The organism is Rhizobium sp. Root1204 (assembly GCF_001424965.1).
Classification (GTDB): Bacteria; Pseudomonadota; Alphaproteobacteria; order Rhizobiales; family Rhizobiaceae; genus Pararhizobium.
In genome coordinates this window covers 92,885-111,220 of the sequence record NZ_LMCZ01000042.1, presented here as the reverse complement: position 1 = coordinate 111,220, position 18,336 = coordinate 92,885, and the positions used below count along the sequence as shown (strand labels likewise).

Sequence of the window (18,336 nt, the reverse complement as noted above, 5' to 3'; positions counted from 1 at the left end):
CGAGGAGCAAGGCCTGCGTCAAGCGGGGGGGGGCGGCTTGACGCAGCTTGACGGGTTTTAGCGCTTGGCTGCCTTTTCGCGCAGACGTTCTTCCTGCTCGGCCAGTTCCGGCGTAAACGCCTCGCCGAAATCGGCTGCTTCGAACACCTGGCGGATTTCCAGCTCGCTTGGTCCAAGCATCGGGTTCGGGCAACGCTTGGCCCATTCGATGGCTTCCGCCATGTCTTTGACTTCCCAGAGCCAGAAACCGGCGATCAGCTCGCGGGTTTCGGCAAAAGGGCCGTCGATAACGGTACGGCTTGGCCCATCGAAGGCGATCCGCTTGCCCTTGACCGAGGGATGCAGGCCTTCTCCGGCCATCATGATGCCGGCGTTGACCAGTTCCTCGTTGTATTTACCCATGGCTTCCAAGAGGTCGGTCGTCGGCATGATGCCGTCTTCACTGTCCTTCGTCGCCTTTACAATAACCATGACACGCATCGTATTCTCCCTTGGGTGAAGGACGCCGGATTGGCCTTCCTGATCATACGACGAACGAGTTGTGGTCCGATCGACATCAATTCAAATGTTTTTGAAGAATTTTTCAGAACGCGATCGGCAGGATAGCATGGGGCGGGCCGCCAGACAGGGTTTGAGGCCAAGCGGTAGCGCTCAAGCCTTCTTGCGGATGACGAAACGATGGCCGCCCGCCAGCGTCTCGGATTGCTCCAGGCTGTGGCCGTCTTCATTGCAGAAATGCGGGATGTCGATGATGGCAAGCGGATCGGTCGTCTCGACCGTGATCAGCGTGCCAGGAGCAACGGTCAGCATGCGCTTGCGGGTTCGCAAGACCGGCAAGGGGCATTTCAGCCCCTTGAGGTCATAGACCAGGCTGTCAGGCATCAATTGCCCCAGAGTTTCCAGAACGGACGCTTCTTCGACTGCTCGGCAACGGCCTGCTCGGCGATTGGCGCAACCTCGGTGCTGGCCACTGTCTGTGCGGCAGTTTCCGTGGCCTTTTTCGCCGTTTCGGTGGCGGCGGGCTTTGTCGAGGCTATGACCTGCTGTTGGACGACAGGTTGCTGAACGGCAACGTTGGCGGCCGTCACGGCTGCAGGCTGAGATGTCTGGGCGCCATTGCCGCCCTTTGCAAACAGGCTGCCCCAGAACCCCTTCTTTGCAGGCGCCGGCTCGGCAATTTGCTCGGCCACAGGAGCAGTCTGGATTGTGGCGGCTCCCTGTTTTGCGGCTTCCAACGGTTTCTGCACGGCTTCCGCGCCGTTTGTCCGGGCTGCAGCTACGATTGCCGGTTGCTGGGCCGTATCGACAGGTGCGGCAGCGGCTGGCTGCAGCTGTTGCGCGTTATCAGCGCTTTTGGAGAACAGGCCTCCCCAGAAACCCTTCTTGGCCGCCGCCTGTCCGACAGATGCCGTCTCAACCGGGCGCGGCAACGGGTTCTCGGCCGGTACTGGCACGCTCTTGCCGCCGCGGGTGGATTTTGCGAGCTCGGCCTGCTGGATTTCGATCGCCTTCTTGGCTTCTTCCAGTTCGGCCCGGCGGGCTTCCTGCTTTTCGAGATCGGCAACCTTCATCAGCTTGCCGGCGTCGAGCGAGGTACCGGTCGGTGCGTAAGCCAGTTCCTTGCCGACACGCTGCTTGGCGACGATCGCCTTGCGCTCGGCCTCAGTGGGCTCATACCAGACCAGACCGTCAAGCTTCTTCGTCGCCTTGGCGTAGTCGTCGTTGTATTTCTTGTTGTAGCTCGCCAGTGCGCCCTGCATTGCCGCTGGCGTCGACAGCGCCGGGCATTGACCGGTCGGCGAGAATTTACCGTCGGTCTGCTGGTTGAAGACGTATTTCTTCTCGCAGATGTTGACTTCCGGCGGCCGCTTGGTGATCTCGAACTGGTCATAGCCGGGCTTCAGCATGTTCCAGAAGTCGATGTTCGGACTGTTCTTGTGGCGCGCCATGTTCTCCGCAGTCATGCGGAAGGGCAGGGCCTGCAGCTGGATTGCCTGCTGGCCGCCCTTGTAGGCGTCACGCGATAGCGCAAAGATTTCCTGCATCTGCTCGTCGGTCATCGAGTAGCAGCCGGACGAGGAGCAGGCGCCGTGGATCATCAGATTGGTGCCGTAGCGGCCGTTGGCCTGGTCGTAACGGTTGGGGAAGCCGGTATTGATCGCGAGGTAATAGCTGGAATTCGGGTTCATCTGACCGGGGGAGATCGGATAGAACCCTTCTGGCGCCTGACGGTCGCCTTCCTTGACCTTGGGGCCGAGCTTGCCGGACCAGGCGCAGATCTTGTATTGGCGCAGCATCTCGAAACGGTTGGACGTATTGGCCTTCCAGACTTCGAGAACGCCTTCTTCCTTGAAGATGCGCAGCATGATCGGCGAGTCCTTCGCCATGCTCATTGCCTGCATCTTCTGGACGATCTTGCCGGAGAGCTGGTAATTGACCTTGCTGGAAACCTTCTTCAGGTCGACGTCGACTGTGTCCATCGCCTCATTGGCGGTGCAGCTCGCGAGCAGCGCAGCGATGGCGGCTGTGGCAACAAGATGTGTCAAACGCATCGGCATAGGTCCATCAAGAAAATTGTCGAACGTGGCGTTCCCGCTTCGGCAGTCCACAGGGAATCAATATTCCCTTATACTTCACAAAATATTAACCCTAGAAAAGCGCCTTACCGCAAGCGTTCCAGAGCGCACGAATATGGCCAAGGTTGGACCGCGCGCTCCGTTTTCACTCTGGACTGTCCAAAACCGGCAAATGTGATTAGAGCTGACGCCCGATGGCCAGGTATTTCTGGCGGCGGTCGGAGCGCAGCTGGTCGCCCGTGCGGCCCGAAAGCTCCTTGAGTGCGTCGGCGATGACCGTGCCGGTCTTCTCGATCACGGCATCGGGATCACGATGTGCGCCGCCGACCGGTTCGCCGATGATACCGTCGATGATGCCCAGCGACTTCAGGTCCTCGGCGGTGATCTTCATGTTGGTCGCAGCTTCCTTGGCACGCGTCGAGTCGCGCCAGAGGATAGAGGCAGCGCCTTCCGGCGAGATCACGCTGTAGATCGAATGCTCCAGCATATAGACGCGGCTGCCGGTGGCAATGGCAATCGCCCCGCCGGAACCGCCTTCGCCGATGACGACGGAGACGATCGGAACGCGCATGTTGAGGCACATTTCCGTCGAACGGGCGATAGCTTCCGCCTGGCCGCGCTCTTCGGCGCCGATGCCGGGATAGGCGCCGGCGGTGTCGATCAGGGTGATCAGCGGCAGGCCGAAACGGTCCGCCATTTCCATGACGCGGATCGCCTTGCGGTAACCTTCGGGACGGGCGCTACCAAAATTGTGCTTGATGCGCGACTTGGTGTCGTTGCCCTTTTCCTGGCCAATGACCGCGACAGGGGTGCCACGGAAGCGCGCCAGACCAGCCTGGATCGCCTCGTCATTGGCAAATTTCCGATCGCCGGCGAGCGGCGTGAATTCGGTGAACAGATTGGCGGCATATTCCTGGAAGTGCGGGCGCTGCGGATGGCGCGCAACCTGCGTCTTCTGCCAGGGGTTCAGCTTGGAATAGATTTCGGCCATCGCCTCGCGGGCGCGGACTTCCAGACGCTCGACCTCGTCGGCCGTGTCGATGCTCTCGTCCTCGCTGGCAATCTTCTTCAGCTCGTGAATCTTGCCTTCGAGATCGGAGATTGGTTTTTCGAAATCGAGATAATTGTGCATGTGATGCGTTTCCGATCATATTGCGTCAGTGGCTTCGGACATGACGATCCCGTCGTCCCTGCCAAGGGTTCTGGCGCTCCTAATCCTGTTTTTTCGCCTGTTTGGCAAGAGGGTGATGGTTCTGGACCAGCTGATGCAGCCGTTCTTCCAGTACATGTGTATAGATTTGTGTCGTTGAAATGTCCGAATGCCCGAGAAGTTCCTGCACGGCGCGAAGGTCGGCGCCATTGGCCAGAAGATGGCTGGCAAAGGCATGGCGCAGCACATGCGGCGAGATCGCTGCAACGCGGATGCCGGCGCGGGCGGCGAGATCCTTGAGGTCGCGGGCAAAAACCTGACGCGGCAGATATCCCGCCTTGCCGGAGGAGGGGAACAGCCACGGGCTTTCCGGCGGTGGGGTTTCCTGGGCGGCATTGTTGCTGGCCATCGCCGCGCCATAGGCCTGCATCGCCCGGATCGCCGCATGCGACAGCGGTACCATGCGCTCCTTGTTGCCTTTGCCGCGCACGACAAGAAAACGTCCATTCTGGGCAAGCACCGAGGCTGGCAGCGAAACCAGTTCGCTGACGCGCATGCCGGTGGCATAGAGCAGCTCGATCAGGGCGTGCATGCGCAGGCGGGCAACAGGATCGTTGCCGCCTTGCGCTGCTTCCTGCTCCGCTTGGCCGATCAGCTTTGAAACATCGTCGATGCTCAGCACCTTCGGCAGCGACCGGGCTTTTTTCGGTGCGTCGAGAACGCCGGTCGGATCGTCGGTGCGCAGCCCCTCGGCATAGAGAAATTTGTAGAACTGCCGCAATGCCGACAGCCGGCGTGCCTGCGACGAGGCCTTGAACCCCTGCTGGGCCAGATGCTGGAGATAGGCACGCAGGTCTTCGGAGGCGGCATCCGTCGGCTTGACGCCGCGCTGCTTGAGGAAGGAATAGGCGTCTTCCAGATCCCGCTCATAGGAGATCAGAGTGTTGTTTGCGGCGCCCCGCTCGGCACTCATCATCTCCAGGAAGGATTCCATATGGGCGGCTGAGAGATCGATCATTGCGGTTTGTTGACCCGCTCGGAAGGGATGCGGATGGTCACGTCGCGCTCCACCGGATTGACGAAGGTTACCAGCGCGATCATCGTTCCATAGATCACGCCGGCGATCAGGGCGCAGATGAACAGGAACCGGAACAGGCTGGGCATTTTCAACTCCTAGGGTCAGGGGTCTATATGACCATGCCTGTTTGCAAGTGCAAGAACCGCTGTATCGCACCGGATTCCGGTTGCCTTGTATGCCGTGAAGTCTTGACGCTTCCGGCTGATTTGTCGATACCGGAACGGAACGGGGAAATTGAAACTGCATGAGCGACGTGATTGAACCGGTTTCCGAAGCGCTGATCGAGCGGGCGAAGGCCGCGCTCGGGCGACGAAACCTCGTCTTCGTCGGTCTGATGGGGGCCGGAAAATCGGCGATCGGCCGGATGACCGCGTCGGCGCTCGGGGTTCCCTTCGTCGATTCCGATCATGAGATCGAGCGCGTGTCGCGCATGACCATCAGCGAACTGTTCGCAGCCTATGGCGAGGACGAGTTTCGTGCGCTGGAGGCCCGCGTCATCAAGCGGCTGCTGAACACCGGCCCGCGCATCGTCTCCACCGGCGGCGGCGCCTATATCAACGAGCGCACCCGCAAGCATATAAAGCGGCACGGCCTGTCTGTCTGGCTCAATGCCGAACTCGACGTTCTGTGGGAGCGCGTCAACAAGCGCGACACCCGCCCGCTGCTGAAAACTGAAAACCCCAAGCAGACGCTCGAAAACCTCATGCACGCCCGCTATCCGATCTATGCACAGGCGGATCTGACCGTGCTGTCCCGTGATGTGAAGAAAGAGGTGATGGTGGAAGAGGTTCTCGCCGCTCTTGCCGCCATGCCGAAGAAGTGAAGCCATGACCACTGCCAGCCTGTCCGCCGCCCGTAAAACCGTTCGCGTCAACCTGGGCGACCGTTCCTATGATATTCTGATCGGCCCCGGCCTGATCGCCACCGCCGCGGACGAGATCGCCGGCCGGCTGAAGGGGCGGCGCATGGCTGTGATCACCGACGAGAATGTCGCGCCGCTCTATCTCGAGCCGCTGATGGATAGCCTGAAGGAAAAGGGCATCACGGCCGTGTCGCTGGTTTTGCCGGCGGGTGAAAAGACCAAGAGTTTTGAACATCTGATCCCCGTCTGCGAGGCGATCCTCGGCGCCCGTATCGAGCGCAACGATGCGGTGATCGCGCTCGGTGGCGGCGTCATCGGCGATCTCACCGGTTTTGCCGCCGGGATCGCCCGGCGCGGCTCGCGCTTCATCCAGATCCCGACCTCGCTTCTGGCACAAGTGGATTCCTCCGTCGGCGGCAAGACCGGCATCAACTCGCCGCACGGCAAGAACCTGATCGGGGTCTTCCATCAGCCCGACCTGGTGCTCGCCGATACCGACGTGCTGGATACGCTGAGCGAGCGCGAGTTCAGGGCCGGTTATGCCGAGGTCGCCAAATACGGGCTGATCGACAAGCCGGACTTTTTTATCTGGCTGGAAAACAACTGGCAGGCCGTGTTTGCCGGTGGCGACGCCCGTATCGAGGCGATCGCCATCAGTTGTCAGGCGAAAGCCGATGTGGTTGCGGCCGACGAGCGCGAGAATGGCCGCCGTGCGCTGCTCAATCTCGGGCACACATTCGGGCATGCGCTGGAGGCAGCGACACTGTATGATGGTACGCGCTTGGTGCACGGCGAGGGCGTGGCGATCGGCATGGTGCTGGCGTATCAGTTCTCGGCGCGCATGAATCTGGCAAGCCCGGACGACGCCAAACGTGTGGAAGCGCACCTGAAGACGGTCGGCTTGCCGACGCGCATGGATGAAATCCCTGGCACCCTGCCGCCTGTGGACAAACTGATGGATGCGATTGCCCAGGATAAGAAGGTCAGCGGTGGCAAGCTTACCTTCATCCTGACGCGCGGCATCGGCCAGTCGTTTGTCGCCGATGACGTTCCGGGATCGGAAGTCAGCGCCTTTCTGAAGGAAAAGCATCCGGGATGAGCAACGAGACATTCACACTGTTTCTGGCTGACTACGGTCCGGGCATCCTGATCATTGTCGCGATGATCCTGCTATCGGCGTTCTTTTCGGGCTCGGAGACCGCGCTCACGGCTGCGTCCCGGTCACGCATGCACACGCTGGAGAACAATGGTGATGAGCGCGCTGGACTGGTCAACCGCCTGATCGAGCGCCGCGACAGGCTGATCGGTGTGCTGCTGATCGGCAATAACCTGGCCAATATCCTGTCGTCGTCGATCGCAACCAGTCTGTTCCTGCATTTCTTCGGAGCGTCCGGCGTTGCCTATGCGACGCTGGCGATGACGGTCATTCTGGTCATCTTCGCCGAAGTGTTGCCGAAGAGCTGGGCGATCGCATCGCCGGACCGGTTTGCGCTTGTCGTTGCCCGGGCGGTCGATATCGTCGTTCGCATTGTCGGTCCGGTCTCCAGCCTGGTGAACTGGATCGTCCGGCGCATTCTCGGCCTGTTCGGCATCAACCTGTCTTCGGAAATGCCGATGCTGACGGCGCATGAAGAGTTGCGCGGGGCTGTCGATTTCCTGCATCGCGAAGGGTCCGTCATCAAGGCTGACCGCGACCGGCTTGGTGGCGTTCTTGATCTCGGCGAACTCGAAATCTCCGACATCATGATCCACCGCACGTCGATGCGCGGCATCAATGCCGACGATGCGCCGGAAGTGGCGGTTCGCGCGGTGCTGGAAAGCCCCTACACCCGTATGCCGGTCTGGCGCGGATCGACCGACAACATCATTGGTGTCGTGCATGCCAAGGATCTGTTGCGGGCCCTGGCTGAACCGGATGTCGAGCCGGAAAATCTCGATATTGTCCGGATTGCGCAAAAGCCGTGGTTCGTGCCCGAAACCACCAATTTGAAAGAGCAGCTCAATGCCTTCCTGCGCCGCAAGGTGCATTTCGCCATCGTCGTCGATGAATATGGCGAGGTGCAGGGTCTGGTGACGCTGGAGGATATTCTGGAAGAAATCGTCGGTGATATCTCCGACGAGCATGATATCGAAATCCAGGGCGTGCGGCAGGAGGCGGACGGTTCGGTCGTTGTTGATGGCAGCGTGCCGATCCGCGACCTTAACCGCGCACTCGACTGGAACCTTCCGGACGAGGAGGCAACCACGGTGGCTGGTCTTGTGATCCACGAATCCAAAACGATTCCCGAAGAACGGCAGGCGTTCACGTTTTACGGCAAGCGCTTCACCGTGATGAAGCGGGTGAAAAACCGGATCACGCGGCTGCGGATCCGGCCGGCCGATGATGTAACAATGCCCTCGCTCGCGGTGAAGAGCGAAGGCATCGAATGATTGGCAGGCTGCGTTAAGCCTAGCGGCTGCCGATGATACCGCCAAGGGCGCCGCCGAGCAGGCCACCGGCAAAGGCCGCGCCTGCCGGATCCATGCTGCTATTTCCCTGTCGTTCGACAGGACCTTCCAGGGTTGCGCCATCGTGCTGCCGCTTGACGCGCTGCCCAGCCACTTTCTGGCGAACCGGGTTCTGTGCCTTGCGAACCGCGATGGCAGCTTTCTGCGCTTCGTACTGCGCGCGGATCTGCGGCATCATCGGATCGGTCTGCACGACCAGGAACATGTGTTGCTGCTGCGTCAGGTAGGTTGTCTCAACCATGCCGTTCTGCTGTTGCCATGCCCCGATCGCTGCGCGAGAGCGGGCGCCGAGCGCACCATCCGCACCACCGGTGACATGACCGAGTGCGCCGAGCCGCAGTTGCAGATCGATCCGGCCTTCCTTGTCGAGGTTGAGCGTGGTTTCCGTTTCCGGCGTTCCGATGCTCAGCTTGACATCATCAGGCATGGCAACCGCGGTACGGACCTGCGAAGCCGAGGCTGCTGCCTCGCCGGCAGGGGCAATGGAAGCAATTTGCGTGGTCGCCGTTGCTTTCAATTGGTCGAGATTGAGCTTGGCAAGGGTGGCGAAATTGCCGCTCGGATATTGCTGCAGGTAAAGCTCGTAATGGGCGACGGTGTTGCGCTTGGAAGCTTCTTCCCACAATTTCTGCTCGACGGTCCAATTGACGTCGTTGGCGCCGGCGGAAGCCGTTTCACCGGAAGGCTTTGCTTCGGAGGGGATGGTAACAGCGGCCTGCGCTGCCGGATCGCCGCCGATAAAGACTTCGCGGGACAGCGAGGCGTTGTGCCAGGGATGCTGCGCGCCGCCGGTCGCTTCCGAAACATCGGCGCGAACCCGCGTCAGTGCACTCTGGATTTCAAGGCCCGGCGTCGTCAGATGCCGCGCAAGGGCAGTGGTATAGGGGCTGTTGATGCCCTTGCCGTCATACGCAACGGCGCCGGGATCGGTTGCATAGGCGATGAGCAGGCCGCCCGCGCCGGCTGCCTGATTGTTGGCCTGTACCGGCGCCAGCCCCACGCCCATCGAGGCGGAGCGGCTGGCTGGCATCACCTTTGCCAAGGAACGCGCTAGCGGATTGTCGCGGCAGGCATCGAGGATGATGATGCTGACGGCCGGGTCCGGCGGCAGGGCGGCCAGGAACTTTTCGGCAGGGACGGTGCGCGTTTGCAACTGAGCTGCCTTTTCCAGCTGTGCGTCGACCGGCACGAGATAATTGCGTCCATCGACCTGCAGGCCGTGGCCGGCATAGTAGACAACGGCAATGTCGGCGTCATAGGCGATCTCGGTGAACTGATCGACCAATGCGCTCATCGCCGTCTTGTCGAGATCTTCGCCTTCGATGACGGTGAAGCCTGCCGTGCGGAACGTTTCCGCCATCAGTTTGGCGTCGTTTTTCGGATTTGGTAACTCGACTGCGTGCTTGTAGGCGCTGTTGCCCATGACGAGGGCTACTTTTTTACCGGACGGCGTTGCTGCCGATACCTCGCTGAATGATAGAAACGCGGCGACGAACGCCGCGACAAGCCCAAACCTCCTGAGCATCGTCTTGACCTCAAAAATAGAGGGCTCACCGGACAACCTTGAACCGGCTCCGCCTGTGATGAAAATTTTCTGTATGTCGTAATAAAGGAACGGATCGTACGATCCGACTATTCTGTCGTCCCATCTGCAATTGTAGATGTTGGCCACAATTTCGTCAATTCAGCACGAATTAGACCCTTCGATCCCGGTTCGTTGCTTCACTAAACGCTATCGCTATCCTTACCAGCGGGTTGTTTCCCCGGGAACAGCCGGTTCAAGGGCGAGCGCATGCAATCCCGCGTCGATTTCGGCCTTCAGGACATCATTGATGGCTCGATGGCGAGCGACGCGGCTCATGCCGATGAAAGCGCTGGAAACAATTCGCACCCGCATATGGGTTTCGCCGGTGCCGTCGATATCGGGATGGTGGCCGGCATGCAGGTGGCTTTCGTTGACAACAATCAATCGTTCGGGAGAAAAGGCCGCGGTGAGCTTGGTTTCGATGCGGCTTTGAAGTGACATGTTTTAGCCCCGTTTCTCTGGCTTTTCCGTAGGTTCCGATCTCGATCGGGCAACCTGTGCGGGATTGCTTTTTGCGCGGTGCAAAATGGGTTCACAAAGCCTGCAACATTCCGATTTGTCAATTCTTGTTGTGGCGTCCGCCACGCCCCATAATTAGCGCCATGAAACTCGATTCAAAATACTTCGACGGGATACGGACGCGCCGCAGGGTGACCCAGAAACCCGAGCCGATGGCACCCAAATGCCAATGGGACGGGTGCGAGGAGAATGCTGTTCATCGTGCACCCGTGGGCCGCCACGCGGAAAACGAGTTTTTCATGTTCTGCTTCGAGCACGTCAAGGAATACAACAAGGGCTACAACTACTTTTCCGGCCTGTCTGATAACGAGATTGCCCGCTATCAGAAGGAAGCCATCACCGGCCACCGGCCGACCTGGACTGTCGGCGTCAACAAGAATGCCAAGAATGCGCCGCAACAATCGCATCAGCGCTCCGGTTCCGCCGGTGCGCAGGCCCGCATGCGCGATCCCTTCGGCTTCGTCGATCAGGCACGCGCCCGCGCCAACCGGCAGGAGCCGCGGCTGCGCAAACTGAAAACGCTGGAGGCCAAGGCCTTCGAAACGCTCGGTCTGCATGCCAATGCGACTGCGGCAGATGTGAAATCGGCTTACAAAGAGCTGGTAAAAAAGCATCACCCCGATGCAAATGGCGGAGACAGGGGATCGGAAGAGCGTTTTCGCGCCGTGATCCAAGCATATCAATTGTTAAAACAGGCTGGCTTCTGCTAGGAACCCGTCTTATTACGGTCACACATTTATAAAGGCATAGACGGGAACGCCCCCGCTAATCGAGTCAAGGGGCTTTACCGTGCTGGAGACATGATGAGCAAGGTAGACCTCGACATTTCCAACCTCCCCGATACGACAGTTTCCGTCCGTGACGTCTTCCGTATCGATACCGATCTGCGCGTGCCGGCCTATTCGAAGGCCGATGCCTATGTGCCTGATCTCGATCCCGACTATCTCTTCGACCGCGAGACGACGCTCGCCATTCTCGCCGGCTTTGCGCACAATCGCCGCGTCATGGTTTCCGGCTATCACGGCACCGGCAAGTCGACCCATATCGAACAGGTCGCGGCCCGACTCAACTGGCCCTGCGTACGCGTCAACCTCGACAGCCACGTCAGCCGTATCGATCTCGTCGGCAAGGATGCCATCGTCGTCAAGGACGGCATGCAGGTGACCGAATTCAAGGACGGCATCCTGCCCTGGGCCTACCAGCATAATGTGGCGCTCGTTTTCGACGAATACGACGCCGGCCGCCCGGACGTGATGTTCGTCATCCAGCGCGTGCTGGAATCATCCGGCCGCCTGACGCTGCTCGACCAGAGCCGCGTCATCCGCCCCCACCCGGCTTTCCGCCTGTTCGCAACGGCCAACACCGTCGGCCTTGGCGATACGACCGGCCTCTATCACGGCACGCAGCAGATCAACCAGGCGCAGATGGACCGCTGGTCGATCGTCACCACGCTGAACTACCTGCCGCATGACAACGAAGTCGATATCGTCGCCGCCAAGGTCAAGGGCTTCACCAAGGAGCGCGGCCGCGAAACCGTCTCGAAGATGGTTCGCGTTGCTGATCTCACCCGCGCGGCCTTCATCAACGGCGACCTGTCGACCGTCATGAGCCCGCGTACCGTCATCACCTGGGCTGAAAACGCACATATCTTCGGCGATATCGCTTTTGCCTTCCGCGTTACCTTCCTCAACAAGTGCGACGAGCTTGAGCGTGCGCTGGTGGCGGAACACTATCAGCGCGCCTTCGGTGTAGAGCTGAAGGAAAGTGCTGCCAATATCGTGCTCGAAGCCACGGCCTGATCCATGGCAGGCCGGGGCGATAATTCGAAAGCAAGGCCGGCCGGTGTCGTGGATGTGGAGCCATTCCGCCGCGCACTGACCGGTTGCATCCGCTCGATTGCCGGGGATTCGGAAATCGAGGTCGTGTTTGCCAACGAGCGCCCGGGCCTTTCCGGCGAGCGCATGCGGCTGCCCGAAATTTCCAAGCGGCCGACACGCCAGGAACTCGCCGTCACCCGCGGGCTTGGCGATTCGATGGCTCTTCGCAAGGCCTGCCACGATGCCCGCATCCACGCGACCATGGCCCCGCAGGGGGCTGATGCGCGCGGCGTCTTCGATGCCGTCGAACAGGCGCGCGTCGAGGCGATCGGTTCGTTGCGCATGACCGGCGTTGCCAGCAACCTCACCTCGATGCTGGATGAAAAATACGCCCGCGCCAATTTCGGCAATATCGACCGGCAGGCGGATGCGCCGCTGGAAGAAGCCGTTGCGCTGATCGTGCGTGAAAAACTGACCGGCCAGAAGCCGCCTGCGTCGGCCGGCAAGGTGCTCGATCTCTGGCGCGATTTCATCGAGGAAAAAGCTGCCGGCGACATGAAGGAACTGTCTGCTGCGGTCAACGACCAGCAGGCTTTCGCCCGTGTCGTGCGTAACATGCTGACATCGATGGAGATGGCCGAGAAATACGGCGACGAGGATGTCGAGCCGGACGACCAGGAAACCCAGACCGACGAAGATCAGCCGCGCAGCCAGAATCAGGATGAAAACAGCTCCGACGAGGATGCCGGTTCCGACGCAGCGCCCGCCGACGAGAACGAATCTGCCGACGAGCAGATGGACGAAGGCGAAATGGACGGCGCCGAAATCTCCGAAGAGGAGATGTCGGATGACGGCGAGGACGACAGCGAAACGCCTGGCGAGGTCAAGCGGCCGAACCATCCTTTCGACGATTTCAACGAGAAAGTCGATTACGGCGTCTTCACCGAGGAATTCGACGAAACCACCACGGCCGAGGAGCTTTGCGACGAGGCCGAGCTCGACCGTCTACGGGCGTTCCTCGACAAGCAGCTGGCACATTTGCAGGGTGCCGTTGGCCGTCTTGCCAACCGGTTGCAACGCCGCCTGATGGCGCAGCAGAACCGCTCGTGGGAATTCGATCTGGAAGAGGGTTATCTCGATTCAGCGCGGTTGACGCGCATGATCATCGACCCGATGCAGCCGCTGTCGTTCAAGCGGGAAAAGGATACCAATTTCCGCGATACGGTCGTGACGCTGCTGATCGACAATTCCGGCTCGATGCGCGGCCGGCCGATCACGGTTGCCGCCACCTGTGCCGACATTCTGGCCCGTACATTGGAACGTTGCGGCGTCAAGGTCGAGATCCTCGGCTTCACCACCAAGGCCTGGAAGGGCGGGCAATCGCGTGAAAAATGGCTGGCCAGCGGCAAGCCGCAGACACCGGGCCGCCTCAACGATCTGCGCCACATCATCTACAAGTCCGCAGATGCCCCGTGGCGCCGCGCGCGCCGCAATCTCGGCCTGATGATGCGTGAAGGCCTGCTGAAGGAAAACATCGACGGCGAGGCGCTGATCTGGGCACACAACCGGTTGCTCGGCCGCTCTGAGCAGCGCCGCATCCTGATGATGATATCGGATGGTGCGCCGGTCGATGATTCCACCCTGTCGGTCAATCCGGGCAACTATCTCGAGCGGCACCTGCGTGCCGTCATCGAGCAGATCGAGACGCGCTCACCGGTCGAGTTGCTGGCGATCGGGATCGGTCATGATGTGACGCGCTACTACCGCAAGGCCGTGACCATCGTCGATGCCGACGAGCTCGCCGGCGCGATGACCGAGCAGCTTGCTTCGCTGTTCGACGACGAGAGTTCCCGCCGCCGGGCCGCGCCTGCGCGGCGGCGTGCGAGCTGATAATATTGTCTGACCGGTGCGTCGCGTGGCGCCCCGGTCTTGCTTTGCATATTCTTTGATTTTTCCGGAGCTGCTTTGCGCTCCATGCCGGCCTGCCGGAAGGACGTCTTTTGAAAGCGACACTGATTCAGGCAGCCGCCTTTTCCCTGCTTCTGGCCGTCATGCCATCGGTTGCGGCACCGTTGGCGCCCTCGGAAATCGTTCCGGTAAAGAGCCGGCAGATTGAAAACTTCAAGATCGGTTCAGACCAGAAGCTGTTCGGCAAGCTGGAATTTATCGGCGGTATCGAGATGTCGTCGTCGAACGCGCTGCTTGGCGCGATCTCATCGATCCGCTTTCGCCCGGACCGGAAATCCTTTCTTGCGATTATGGACACGGGGCATTGGGTCGAAGGTGCAATCGAGCGTGACCAGCAAGGCCGGCTGGCAGGCACGAGCGATCTGACGGTCACTTCGATGATCGATGCCAACGGGCGGTCTGAACAGGTCAAGGAGCGCATGGACTGTGAAGGCGTGGCGTTGCGCGATGGTATGGTCCTTGCAAGCTATGAGGGGCTCCACCGCGTCGATGTCTATCCAGATCCCGGCTTTGCCCAATCAGGGCCGCTGGCGAGCTTGCCGCTTCTTATCCCGACCACCGCGCTGCGGGGCAATCGCGGTCTTGAAACCATCGCGGTTTCACCGAAGGACAGCCCGCTTGCGGGCGGCGTCACTGTGGTTTCCGAGCTGAGCTTTGACAGCAATGGGCATCTCCTGGCCGCCGTCCTCGATGGTCCCCGCAAGGGTATTTTCGGTGTTGTTCGCAAAGGCCCGTTCGCGGTGACTGACGGCGCGTTCCTGCCCAATGGCGATTTTTTGATTCTGGAGCGCCGCTTCAGCTTCGCCGAAGGTATCGGCATGCAGATCCGCCGCATCAAGGCTGACGATATCAAGCCCGGTGCCGTGGTCGATGGAGAGGTCCTGCTCAACGCCGATATGGGCTACCAGATCGACAATATGGAAGGCCTGGACGTTATCGTCGAACCTGGCGGCGATATTCGCCTCATCATCGTTTCCGACGACAATCACTCCATTCTCGAGCGCAACCTGATGCTGGAGTTCCGGTTGCTGGAACAGAATCCGGCATAAGAAAAAACCCGCACCACGGGGTGATGCGGGTTCGATTCTGTCATCCGGTTTTCTGAGTCAGGCGTTTGCCTTCACCCCCGGCATCGGCTTGATCACGTTCATCAACGCGCCATAGGGCAGCAGCATCACCAGGCCGACGATGATCTTGACGCTGAGGTCGCCGAGCGCCCAGGAGATCCAGCGCGGCGCCTCTGCGGTCATTATGCCGAGGATCGGCGCGCTTTCGAGCGCGAAAGGCTCGTTCGGGCCGAAGAAGACGAAAAACGCGGCAAAGGCGAACGAGAAGAAGATCGCCGTGTCGAGGAAGGAGCCGAACAGCGAGCCGACCAGCGGCGCGCGCCACCAGCTCTGTGCCCGCAGCTTGTTGAACACCGAGATATCCAGAAGCTGGCCGAGCAGGAAGGCGGAGCCGGACGCGATCGCGATGCGGGGGCTGGCCACCAGCACGGATAGCAGGACCGCCACCGCGAAACCGGCGACAACGACCTTGCGGGCGGTGCGGGGGCCGAACTGGCGGTTGGTGAGATCGGTGACGAGAAAGGCGATCGGATAGCTGAAGGCGCCGAAGGTCAGGAGATCACCCAGCTGCATGCCGGCAATCGAGCCGGGCAGGGGGTACTGGACCAGGAAATTGGAGGCCACGACCACGAGGGTCATCAGCGCGACATAAGTTAGGAACGTGCGGTTTGTCAGCATTTTTTTATCCTGGGGTATGCCACCAGTTGGAGTCATCTAAGCCCGCAGTTTGCCGTGGTTTGCACCCGGTAGACCGCGAACGGTTTAGCGTCAATCTTGCACGAGAAAAAGGCTCGCCGGTTGCCCTGGCAAGCCTTTTAATCTGTAAAGCCAAGAGTGCCGATTAAGCGGCGACAGCTTCAGCCGTCTTCTTGACGATCTGGCGGCGCAGCAGGCGAGCGCGCATCGACAGCTCTACTTCGTCAGCCTTGATCAGGAATGCGTCGAGACCACCGCGGTGTTCAACCGAACGCAGGGCTGCGGCCGAAACGCGCAGACGGTAACGCTGGCCGAGCACGTCGGAAATCAACGTAACCTGGCACAGGTTCGGCAGGAACTTGCGCTTGGTCTTGTTGTTTGCGTGGCTCACATTGTTGCCCGACTGGACGCCCTTGCCGGTCAATTCGCAACTACGGGACATGATGCACCTATTTTTCTTTTCGCCTTCGGTCCATGCGTTGGCGGGCCGTAAGCCCAGGCCGCATTCCGTTGGCCATGATTGGAAAGTTGCGGTTCTATAGTCAGCGAGAGCCGCGGCGTCAAGCCAAACCTTCGTTTTCCGGGAAAAACTCTTGAGAAACGCGGGGTCCATCAAGCCGGAGATACCGTTCGGTTCAGATTCTTTCCGTGCCTATACATCTTTACTGCGACCAATTCCACTTTATTGCTCCATGGGTTAAGCCTTGTGGCAAAAGCGGGTTTTCCGGCGCAGAAATGCCGCAAACCCGCCCTATCGCCTAAGATTAAGTGAACGGACGTGTCGCGTCAGCGAAAATGGAAGGGCAACTGGAATGAACTGGCGCAACGGTTTTTCGGCGCTTCTGGCATTGGCCACGGCAACGTTTTCCACAGGCACGGCCTATGCCGTCGATGTGACGCACACGACGGACTACAGCATCTCGCTTGCCGGCCTGCCAATTGCAAAGGCCTCGTTCCACACAGAATTGAATGACAAGCGCTACACCATTTCCGGGACGATGAACTCCGCTGGTCTTGCCGATATTTTCGCGAAGACCTCAGGGGAGACCTCGGTCTCCGGCGTCGTCGGGCGTGACCAGTTGAGCGCCTCGGAATATCGGGTCAAGTATCAGAGCGGCAAGAAGGGCCGTGCGATCGACGTGCAGTTCCGCGACGGCGATGTCGTGTCCGCCTCGATGAAGCCGCCGCGCAAGATTCCGAAGAACTGGGTGCCGGTCACCAAGGCGGATATGCGCAATGTTGTAGATCCTCTCTCGGGCCTGATCTTTCCGGCCGATACGCGGGTCTGCCCGAAAAGCGTACCGATCTTCGACGGCGAATCGCGCATGGACCTGAAGCTGTCGCCGAAGGGGACCCGGCCCTTCAAGACGGAAGGTTTTCAGGGAGACGTCATCGTCTGCGGCATCAAGTTCGTGCCGAAATCCGGTTATCGCAAAGGGCGCGACGACGTCGATTACCTGCGCAAGCTGGAAACCATGGAAATCTGGTTTGCCAAGGCTGACACTGTGAACGTATATGCTCCGGTCTACGTCCGCATCCCGACCAGCTATGGCCCTGTCACCATCTGGGCGACGCGGTTCGGAAGCTGATATTTCCATTCGGGCCGGGGGGCATGTGCATGAAAGTCAAGGCAACGCTGATCGGCTTTTCGGCGATCCTGATGTGGTCGCTGCTGGCGCTGTTCACGGCAGCCTCCGGCACCATGCCGCCCTTCCAGCTGTCTGCCATCTGCTTTTCCATCGGCAGCATTCCCGGCCTCGTTGTCCTGGCGCTGAAGCCTGAGCGGCTGGCGCTGCTGAAGCAGCCCGCAAAGGTCTGGATCGTCGGGATTGCCGGGCTGTTCGGTTACCACTTTCTCTATTTCACCGCTCTTCGCAATGCGCCTGCGGTCGAGGCCGGACTGATTGCCTATCTCTGGCCGCTCCTGATCGTTGTCGGTTCCGCGCTTCTGCCGGGTGAGCGGCTACGCTGGTATCATGTCGCCGGGGCCATCTGCGGACTTGCCGGCACGATCCTGATCGTGGCGCGCAATGGCGTTCAGTTCGATGACGCCTATGTCATGGGCTATGGTGCGGCTCTGGCCTGTGCCTTCACCTGGTCCGGCTATTCGCTGCTGACGCGGCGATTCGAAGCCGTCTCGACGGATGTCGTCACCGGCTTCTGCCTGGCAACGGCGGCCCTGTCCTTCCTCTGCCACCTTGGCCTCGAAACGACGGTCTGGCCTGAAACAGCAACACAGTGGATCGCGGTGGCGGGTCTCGGCCTGTTGCCGGTCGGCGCTGCCTTCTACGCCTGGGATTACGGCGTCAAGAACGGCAATATCCAGATCCTCGGCGTCGCCAGCTATGCGGCGCCGGTTCTCTCGACGCTGATCCTGATCGCATTCGGTTTCGCCGAGCCGTCCTGGCGGATTGCGCTCGCCTGCCTGTTCGTGACCGGCGGCGCGGTTCTGGCGGCCAAGGACGTTATTTTCCGTGGCCGCTCCAGAGCCGCACAGCCCGCTGAATAGG

At 60.4% G+C, this 18,336-nt stretch carries 19 protein-coding genes; 9 read left to right on the top strand and 10 right to left on the bottom strand.

Features of this window, described 5'->3' with window-relative positions:
• Positions 1 to 57 precede the first annotated feature (57 nt).
• The 6 genes from ASC96_RS28465 to ASC96_RS33490 all read right to left on the bottom strand — a co-directional run bounded on the left by ASC96_RS28465 (position 58) and on the right by ASC96_RS33490 (position 4,890).
• Positions 58 to 480, bottom strand: a complete 423-nt coding sequence (locus ASC96_RS28465) for a YciI family protein (protein WP_060506429.1) — start codon at positions 478 to 480, stop codon at positions 58 to 60.
• 171 nt (positions 481 to 651) lie between these two features.
• Positions 652 to 882: a sulfurtransferase TusA family protein gene (locus ASC96_RS28460; protein ID WP_060506428.1), complete on the bottom strand. Its 231-nt coding sequence runs from the start codon at positions 880 to 882 to the stop codon at positions 652 to 654.
• Entirely contained in the window at positions 882 to 2,552 is a 1,671-nt protein-coding gene (locus ASC96_RS28455) for a L,D-transpeptidase family protein (RefSeq protein WP_347360140.1), read from the bottom strand. The genes ASC96_RS28460 and ASC96_RS28455 overlap by 1 nt, the downstream gene beginning before the upstream one ends.
• Positions 2,553 to 2,754: 202 nt before the next feature.
• Positions 2,755 to 3,708, bottom strand: coding sequence for an acetyl-CoA carboxylase carboxyltransferase subunit alpha (locus ASC96_RS28450; protein ID WP_060506426.1), 954 nt, complete (start codon positions 3,706 to 3,708; stop codon positions 2,755 to 2,757).
• A 79-nt stretch (positions 3,709 to 3,787) separates the two neighbouring features.
• Positions 3,788 to 4,744 carry a site-specific tyrosine recombinase XerD gene (gene xerD, locus ASC96_RS28445; RefSeq protein ID WP_060506425.1) on the bottom strand — a complete coding sequence of 319 codons (957 nt, stop codon included), beginning with the start codon at positions 4,742 to 4,744 and terminating at the stop codon, positions 3,788 to 3,790.
• Positions 4,741 to 4,890 carry a hypothetical protein gene (locus ASC96_RS33490; RefSeq protein WP_037099764.1) on the bottom strand — a complete coding sequence of 50 codons (150 nt, stop codon included), beginning with the start codon at positions 4,888 to 4,890 and terminating at the stop codon, positions 4,741 to 4,743. The genes xerD and ASC96_RS33490 overlap by 4 nt, the downstream gene beginning before the upstream one ends.
• Before the next feature lie 158 nt (positions 4,891 to 5,048).
• On the opposite strand from ASC96_RS33490, the gene ASC96_RS28440 reads away from it, so the two are divergent.
• The 3 genes from ASC96_RS28440 to ASC96_RS28430 are packed head-to-tail and all read left to right on the top strand — an operon-like array spanning position 5,049 to position 8,096.
• A complete protein-coding gene (locus ASC96_RS28440) occupies positions 5,049 to 5,627 on the top strand; it encodes a shikimate kinase (protein ID WP_037099760.1) in 579 nt (192 codons plus the stop codon).
• Between the two features lie 4 nt (positions 5,628 to 5,631).
• Complete coding sequence (aroB, locus tag ASC96_RS28435; protein ID WP_060506424.1) at positions 5,632 to 6,765, top strand: 3-dehydroquinate synthase; 1,134 nt, start codon at positions 5,632 to 5,634, stop codon at positions 6,763 to 6,765.
• Positions 6,762 to 8,096, top strand: coding sequence for an HlyC/CorC family transporter (locus ASC96_RS28430; RefSeq protein ID WP_060506423.1), 1,335 nt, complete (start codon positions 6,762 to 6,764; stop codon positions 8,094 to 8,096). Before aroB ends, ASC96_RS28430 begins: the two co-directional genes overlap by 4 nt.
• Before the next feature lie 19 nt (positions 8,097 to 8,115).
• Here the strand turns inward: ASC96_RS28430 and ASC96_RS28425 are convergent, their stop codons facing one another.
• Positions 8,116 to 9,699, bottom strand: coding sequence for a caspase family protein (locus ASC96_RS28425; RefSeq protein WP_060506422.1), 1,584 nt, complete (start codon positions 9,697 to 9,699; stop codon positions 8,116 to 8,118).
• A gap of 219 nt (positions 9,700 to 9,918) precedes the next feature.
• On the bottom strand, positions 9,919 to 10,200 hold the full coding sequence (locus ASC96_RS28420; RefSeq protein WP_037099750.1) for a BolA family protein: 282 nt from the start codon (positions 10,198 to 10,200) through the stop codon (positions 9,919 to 9,921).
• 152 nt (positions 10,201 to 10,352) lie between these two features.
• Here ASC96_RS28420 and ASC96_RS28415 point away from each other — a divergent pair, with 152 nt between their 5' ends.
• The 4 genes from ASC96_RS28415 (at position 10,353) to ASC96_RS28400 (ending at position 15,112) form a co-directional block, all read left to right on the top strand.
• The gene (locus ASC96_RS28415) at positions 10,353 to 10,988 is read left to right on the top strand and encodes a J domain-containing protein (RefSeq protein WP_112834521.1); all 636 of its coding nucleotides are present in this window, start codon (positions 10,353 to 10,355) and stop codon (positions 10,986 to 10,988) included.
• 93 nt (positions 10,989 to 11,081) lie between these two features.
• Positions 11,082 to 12,077: a cobaltochelatase subunit CobS gene (gene cobS / locus ASC96_RS28410; RefSeq protein WP_060506421.1), complete on the top strand. Its 996-nt coding sequence runs from the start codon at positions 11,082 to 11,084 to the stop codon at positions 12,075 to 12,077.
• A gap of 3 nt (positions 12,078 to 12,080) precedes the next feature.
• The gene (cobT, locus tag ASC96_RS28405) at positions 12,081 to 13,985 is read left to right on the top strand and encodes a cobaltochelatase subunit CobT (RefSeq protein WP_060506420.1); all 1,905 of its coding nucleotides are present in this window, start codon (positions 12,081 to 12,083) and stop codon (positions 13,983 to 13,985) included.
• A 161-nt stretch (positions 13,986 to 14,146) separates the two neighbouring features.
• The gene (locus tag ASC96_RS28400) at positions 14,147 to 15,112 is read left to right on the top strand and encodes an esterase-like activity of phytase family protein (protein WP_060506592.1); all 966 of its coding nucleotides are present in this window, start codon (positions 14,147 to 14,149) and stop codon (positions 15,110 to 15,112) included.
• Between the two features lie 57 nt (positions 15,113 to 15,169).
• Here ASC96_RS28400 and ASC96_RS28395 read toward each other — a convergent pair whose 3' ends face one another.
• Together ASC96_RS28395 and rpmB are read right to left on the bottom strand one after the other, a co-directional pair.
• A complete protein-coding gene (locus tag ASC96_RS28395; RefSeq protein WP_060506419.1) occupies positions 15,170 to 15,808 on the bottom strand; it encodes a VUT family protein in 639 nt (212 codons plus the stop codon).
• A 163-nt stretch (positions 15,809 to 15,971) separates the two neighbouring features.
• Positions 15,972 to 16,268 (bottom strand): 50S ribosomal protein L28, encoded by a 297-nt coding sequence (rpmB, locus tag ASC96_RS28390; protein ID WP_037163865.1) that lies wholly within the window; start codon positions 16,266 to 16,268, stop codon positions 15,972 to 15,974.
• 370 nt (positions 16,269 to 16,638) lie between these two features.
• Here rpmB and ASC96_RS28385 point away from each other — a divergent pair, with 370 nt between their 5' ends.
• Positions 16,639 to 17,415 carry a DUF3108 domain-containing protein gene (locus ASC96_RS28385; protein WP_060506418.1) on the top strand — a complete coding sequence of 259 codons (777 nt, stop codon included), beginning with the start codon at positions 16,639 to 16,641 and terminating at the stop codon, positions 17,413 to 17,415.
• A 29-nt stretch (positions 17,416 to 17,444) separates the two neighbouring features.
• Positions 17,445 to 18,335: an EamA family transporter gene (locus ASC96_RS28380; RefSeq protein ID WP_060506417.1), complete on the top strand. Its 891-nt coding sequence runs from the start codon at positions 17,445 to 17,447 to the stop codon at positions 18,333 to 18,335.
• Position 18,336 lies beyond the last annotated feature (1 nt).